The organism is Anabaena sp. CA = ATCC 33047, from assembly GCF_963870205.1.
Classification (GTDB): domain Bacteria; phylum Cyanobacteriota; class Cyanobacteriia; order Cyanobacteriales; family Nostocaceae; genus Trichormus.
Map to the genome: position 1 here is coordinate 21,081 of NZ_CAWMSA010000007.1, position 6,000 is coordinate 27,080.

Annotated in this window: 6 protein-coding genes; 2 read left to right on the forward strand and 4 right to left on the reverse strand. The window is 41.9% G+C overall.

Annotated elements, in window-relative coordinates; translation table 11 throughout:
- Positions 1–52 precede the first annotated feature (52 nt).
- Entirely contained in the window at positions 53–1,699 is a 1,647-nt protein-coding gene (locus AACS98_RS02700; RefSeq protein WP_066376049.1) for a hypothetical protein, read from the reverse strand.
- 223 nt (positions 1,700–1,922) lie between these two features.
- A complete protein-coding gene (locus AACS98_RS02705; protein ID WP_066376051.1) occupies positions 1,923–2,357 on the reverse strand; it encodes a hypothetical protein in 435 nt (144 codons plus the stop codon).
- Positions 2,358–2,482: 125 nt separating this feature from the next.
- On the opposite strand from AACS98_RS02705, the gene AACS98_RS02710 reads away from it, so the two are divergent.
- Both AACS98_RS02710 and AACS98_RS02715 read left to right on the forward strand, forming a co-directional pair.
- Positions 2,483–4,333, forward strand: coding sequence for a S8 family peptidase (locus AACS98_RS02710; RefSeq protein WP_066376054.1), 1,851 nt, complete (start codon positions 2,483–2,485; stop codon positions 4,331–4,333).
- Positions 4,334–4,441: 108 nt separating this feature from the next.
- On the forward strand, positions 4,442–4,675 hold the full coding sequence (locus AACS98_RS02715; RefSeq protein WP_066376056.1) for a hypothetical protein: 234 nt from the start codon (positions 4,442–4,444) through the stop codon (positions 4,673–4,675).
- Here AACS98_RS02715 and AACS98_RS02720 read toward each other — a convergent pair.
- Both AACS98_RS02720 and AACS98_RS02725 read right to left on the reverse strand, forming a co-directional pair.
- Positions 4,662–4,985: a hypothetical protein gene (locus tag AACS98_RS02720; protein WP_066376057.1), complete on the reverse strand. Its 324-nt coding sequence runs from the start codon at positions 4,983–4,985 to the stop codon at positions 4,662–4,664. The genes AACS98_RS02715 and AACS98_RS02720 overlap by 14 nt on opposite strands.
- A gap of 114 nt (positions 4,986–5,099) precedes the next feature.
- The gene (locus tag AACS98_RS02725; protein WP_156481597.1) at positions 5,100–5,288 is read right to left on the reverse strand and encodes a hypothetical protein; all 189 of its coding nucleotides are present in this window, start codon (positions 5,286–5,288) and stop codon (positions 5,100–5,102) included.
- Between the last annotated feature and the right edge of the window lie 712 nt (positions 5,289–6,000).

Genomic DNA, 6,000 nt, shown 5'->3' on the forward strand with positions numbered 1-6,000 from the left:
CAAAATTTACTCACAAAGAAAGGGTTTTTTCCACCCCTACACCCTGACACCCCTATCTTTGACTAGATGGTAACTGCTTGGCTATAGCTGCCAAAGGATTTGGTTGAGGATTGTGAGGCTTTGCTTGCGGTACAACCGTAATGTAAGGTTGAATTTTATTCTCATCAACCCACCCAGAATAATATTTTACATGAGTTGATTTGCTTGACAGGTCGAGTAACTCTAAATCGCCACGTATCGCATTCCAATTAATAGGAACATCGAGGTTCAGTTGACCAGAACCAATACCTCGCGGGCCACCACCGACTAAATTTAATGATACTTCATCCCAACCACGGATAAAACGTTCTCCGTTCCAATGCCATTGCCACCCAGGCCAGTCAACAGGCGGCTTTCCTGGCGGTAAAAGACGCTGAAACTCATAGAGGCTAGCACCTTCATCTAACTTGACAGTGAAGCCTTGGGGATATCTCACCTCATAACGTCCCGTTTGCGTTTGGAAGTTGATAGGATTCCACCACAACACTTCTACAGTCTCCCCATTATTGTTGGGAGATAAAGCCGCAGCCGCAGTTTTATTAGTCAAAGCACTATAAACTGGTAGATTCTCTGGTAGTTTAGCCATAGCCGCAAATCGCCAGCAAGACCAACTATCAGCATTATCAGCAGTTTGCCATTTAACTTGACAAACACCGTTAGCGGTACTAACCCATAACTGATCATTCTCTAATCTCAGTTTGTCAGGAATTGCCCCCACCAAGGGACTGTTATGTACTGTGTAAGCCGTCAAAGTTCCAGAATTAGGATTTTGTGAATTGGGACGGTAAGCAACTAAACCTTGAGCGGGAATGTAGAGATTTCCTTCACCACTAATATTAGTACCCATCCAAAAAGTAGGACTATTGACATCACCAGTAATGGCTAAATCCGTAATTTGAGTAAATCCTAAACCTTCCGGTTGCATGACACTAAATTTATCAGTTTTTGGGTCATAACTGACAATAGTCGCAATGCCATTGTTGCCTTCACCTTGTTCAAAAGCAACCGACCACCATAGACGTTCTCCATAAACCATAGCAGATGTAATGCGAGGAAAACCTAATTGATTTCCTACAGCAGAATATCCCGCTTTTACTGCTGCATCCTGCAAGTCTTTGAGAGTATATAGTGTTTGTTGCTGTGGGTTTTTACTATTAGGCGTAACTAATTCAAAGACAACTTTATCCTTTGTGGGGTCTGTGACTTCTGGCTGGGAAATAATATTATTTTCTCCCACATTTAATTTTGGTTCTCTAACCACTCGATACTGATAATTTTTCCCTTGAAAGTTAATATTTTTAAACTTGGGATTTACCAACTCTTGCACGAAGTCCTCATAATTGCTTTCTGGTTGTGATTCCTTGGGTAAAGTACCTGGTTGCACTGTCCAAGTATTGTTACTTCTGCAAAAAACAAAATCTTGGTTTAAAGTTTGAAACTTAATTAAGTCGGCATCTGCGACAATATTACGAGTATGAAAATCGAACCGATCATAAAAGCTTTGGTTTGGCTGGAGTGCAGTTAAATAAACAACTTCCGCCTTGGGACAGTTTTCTACCTTGGCTGGAATAGTATTTATAACTTGCGAGGAAGCGTCATCACCGGCAGAACAAGCGGTGAGTAATAACGCCACGGAAATAAATGGCATAATTATTTTCATGATTTACCCTGCATTTTAATCAATTTTTCCGGTTTTTATCTAAATAATTAACTACAAATCTATAATTTTAGTTTTCTGATAGTTATTAATTAAAAATAATAGTTATGTCTGGCATCATTCTCAATCAGGTTAAGGTGGGCATTGCCAACAATATAAAATTAAGTGTCTTAGCAAATTGTCAGCAATGCCCACCCTACAAAAAATTGCGTCAATTAACTATTACCTATGAATTTTGTTGATTATCTAGAGTTTGCAATGTGCTTTGCAAAAATTTACCCCATTCTGCTGCCAGGGGAATTTCTGTAAACGGAACTTTTATTGAGTTAGCTGTGTCGGTTAAGATAAATTCTAGCTCGATAGAACGTCCTTTATTTGGTAATAAATTTATATCTACTACTTTGCCATCTATCAGAAGTTGGATTTTTTGGACATCAACTAAAGAAAAAGTTTGCGGTTGAATTATCCCTTTAGCTGTGGGTTTACCCCAAGTGATATCGTCACCTTTTTGACCTAATACTGCATATATATCGTATTTAGCCCGTTCAAATTGCTCTGCCCAAGCCCGATAAGCTTCAACTTTTTGATACTCTTGTGCGCCTTGCCAAGCCAACCAGAAAAAGATAATTAACAGAGGCAACCAGAAAAGACCACGTTCCATTGTTTAAATATTCCTCAGTCAAAGATTTAACTAAAAAGGTTTAACTTAATTGCAAAGTTCACCCCATAGGGACACAGATAAGTTATTGTAGTGAGCAAACTGGCAAAAAGCGGTGATGAGTTGGTATGAGAAAACTTATAATATTGTGCTTGTTTGTCATCGGGTTAGTAGGGGCTGTGTTTGGTTTCCTGAATTTTCAGGGATTAGCAGCCAAAGGCGAATTCGAGACAATTTTATTAGATTTTCGCGAAGATATTCCAGCAGAGGTAATTAAGCAAGATTTACAAGCGATCGCCCAAAAATACAACGTTACTCCTCAGTTAGATAATAAATTCTCAGCCTCAGACAATGTTTATATTATCAAAGGCGATCGCGATCGCCTCAAAGAACTGAAAAAATCCCCCTTCGCTCAAGCTACAGAAATAATCGAGCCGAATTATATCTACAAGCTGATTGAGCCAGCCGCTAAACCCACTTGGATCGGCGAAATCTTAATACCCCAAAACGGTGAAGACGTAAAACCCTCACTAACAGCACCCAATGACGAATATTACAGCAAACAGTGGAACCTCCACAAAATCGGCGTAGAAGGTGCTTGGAGTCAAACCAAAGGTAACGGTGCAACCGTCGCTGTCATCGACTCAGGTATTACCAAAGTCAGAGACTTGCAAGAAACAAAATTCGTCAAAGGTTACGATTTCGTCAACGACAAAGAAGAAGCCAGCGATGACAACGGACACGGTACTCACGTCGCCGGGACTATCGCCCAAGCCACCAATAATAAATATGGTGTAGCAGGAGTTGCCTACGAAGCCCAACTTATGCCCCTAAAAGTCTTGAGTGCCTATGGTGGCGGAACTGTAGCGGATATTGCCGAAGCAATTAAATTTGCCGCCGATAAAGGCGCAGATGTCATTAACCTGAGTTTAGGGGGTGGCGGTGAAAGTCAACTACTCAAACAAGCCATTGACTACGCCCACAACAAAGGTGTAGTTATCATCGCCGCAGCCGGTAACGAAAACGAAAATTCTGCCGCCTATCCCGCCCGTTATCCTCATGTCATCGGTGTTTCCGCCTTTGGGCCTGATGGCGAAAAAGCCCCCTATTCTAACTTTGGTGCTGGCGTTGATATTTCCGCCCCTGGTGGCACTGATGCCGGTGCGATTCTACAAGAAACCATCAACGAAGAAGGGCAAAACGTATTTCTCGGACTCCAAGGAACCAGCATGGCTGCACCTCACGTTGCTGGTGTTGCAGCCTTAATCAAAACTACAGGCATCACAGAACCAGACGAAATTTTAAAAGTCCTCAAGCAGTCAGCCAGAGTCATTAAAGATGATGGACTCAACTACTACGGTGCTGGACAACTCAACGCCGAAGCAGCCATCAAACTCGCCACCGAGGGACAAATCAGTTTCCAAGATTTCTTCCGGTGGTTGCGGGATAACGGCTATCTTAACCCTGGTTTTTGGATAGATGGCGGTGCAGTCGCACTGTTACCAAAGGTATTAATGGTACTTGGTTCTTATATCCTAGCGTGGTTTTTGCGGGTTTACTTCCCCTTTACTTGGAGTTGGTCGTTATCTAGCGGCTTGATTTTTGGTAGTTCTGGGTTATTCTTCCTCAAAGGCATCTATATATTTGACCTACCCCAGTGGCCATTCCGTGTTTTAGGTAGTTCCATTCCCGAATTAGGCAACACCCTACAAGGTACAGATGCCTTAAATCCCATCTTTGCCAGTGTATTAATTCCAATTGTATTAATGGCCTTGTTATTAGGTCATCCCAACTGGAAATGGTTTGCTATTGGTTCTACCCTAGGTGTAGCCGCTTGTTTAACAGTCAGCGCAGTTTTACAACCAGCCGTGTGGGGTTTTGGTAACGTTAACTTAGCCAGAATATTCCTCATAGTCAACGCCCTACTCTGTTACGGACTAGCTCGTTTAGCATTGAAAGACGAAGAACAAACAGCTTAAAGGGAAATGGGGCATGGGGCATTGGGCATTGGGAATCGATGCACAGGATTTTTCTCCTCATCCCCCTCATCCCCCTCATCCCCCTCATCCCCCTACTTCCTAACTCTTATGAGCATCACAATCACAGGTACAATTGAACGCCGTCAAGTTGGTATGGGCGCATGGGCGTTAGTCACCAATGAGGGTGTCACCTATGAAATTCTCAAGGGTGCAGACAAAGAACTGCTCAAAGTTGGACAACAAGCCCAAGTTACAGGACAGGTGCGCGAAGATATCATGACTATTGCCATGATTGGCCCTGTTCTAGAAGTACAATCATTTGAGTTGCTTAATTCTGACTAGCGGCGGAATCGAGAACTTGCTGTAAACGAGTTCTAAATTCCCCTTTGGGATGGCCTCCCTTGACTTCGCCGATGATTTGAAATTCGCCTTCGGGAGACTCACAAATAATGTAGGTAGGCCATCCCATTTCTGATTTATCAGGATACTGGGTGAGCAGTATCTTGCGATACTTGCGGTAGGTCGCTGTATCTTGCATTTTTACGTCAATAAATTGCAAACCTAGTTCCTCAGCCACCTTTTGGTCATAAAAAGACATTTTGTGACAGATGCCGCATTCTTCGGAAGAAAATTTAATAACAGCTAAACTCATGTAATTATATGTATATTTTTGAGGTTGCCGATATACTTCAGCATAGCTTTTCGGCTGGGGGTATTAATCAATCCTCGGATAAAAGTAAAAATTCTCGATAAAAATTAAAAATTTTCAAAAATCAAGGTTAACACATAAAGGCTCAAATATGCTCTTGCTGTACAAAAATCGCAATAATCGCTGAACTAATATATAGCCATCGCCTGAAATCAGGATATCCCGGAGCAACCAATCATTCCTCGCATCATTGTTGCTCAATGGTGAGGCGATCGCACAGCCAAATAAGTAATCAGCAAAACTCACAGGGAACTTTCTCTTGATTACTTAATTCTATATGAGTAATAGCTTTGCGATAAATTTACACTGCAAACGTGCAAAAATAGGATATAATTGCGGAGTCTCACGCCAATATGGTCAAGAGACTATAACATTCAGGCCAACAACACAACATCTGGGCTAGAATATAACTCCAATCTTGAGCTAGAATGTAGCCCTAAGCAACTACCAAGAACCAGGGCAGACAAACTCAAGATTTACCCCTGATGATTCCAGGGAATATTCACGAAACAGGGGAGTTAGTTATTAAGGTGCATTTACCTGCATTTACCTGCATTGACCAATTAATTGTTCCACGGTAAATTACAGTCTCCCGGATAATTTTGACGGTAAGATTTTCTGTAATTGATCTCCAAAAGAAACCCCCAGTGGTGGCAGCCAACTAGGGGAGGCAATTATCAGGGTGCATCTACCAATTCACTATTCCAGAATTCAACAGTATGTTCCGGAGAAAATTGTCACAAATGGATTTGCTTTTTTGCTTGCGAAAAAAAAAGCTCCAATCGGTGGCAGTCAGTTCGGGGAGTTATTGATTAGGGTACATTCATCAAAATAATCAGTGGTTTCTAGAGGCAATCAGTAAATCCCATCTGGACTTACTGGTTGTCAACTACAAAAAAAGCCCCTAGTCAGGTGTTAGCCAACCAGGGGAGTTAGTTATCAGGGTGCATCTACCAAT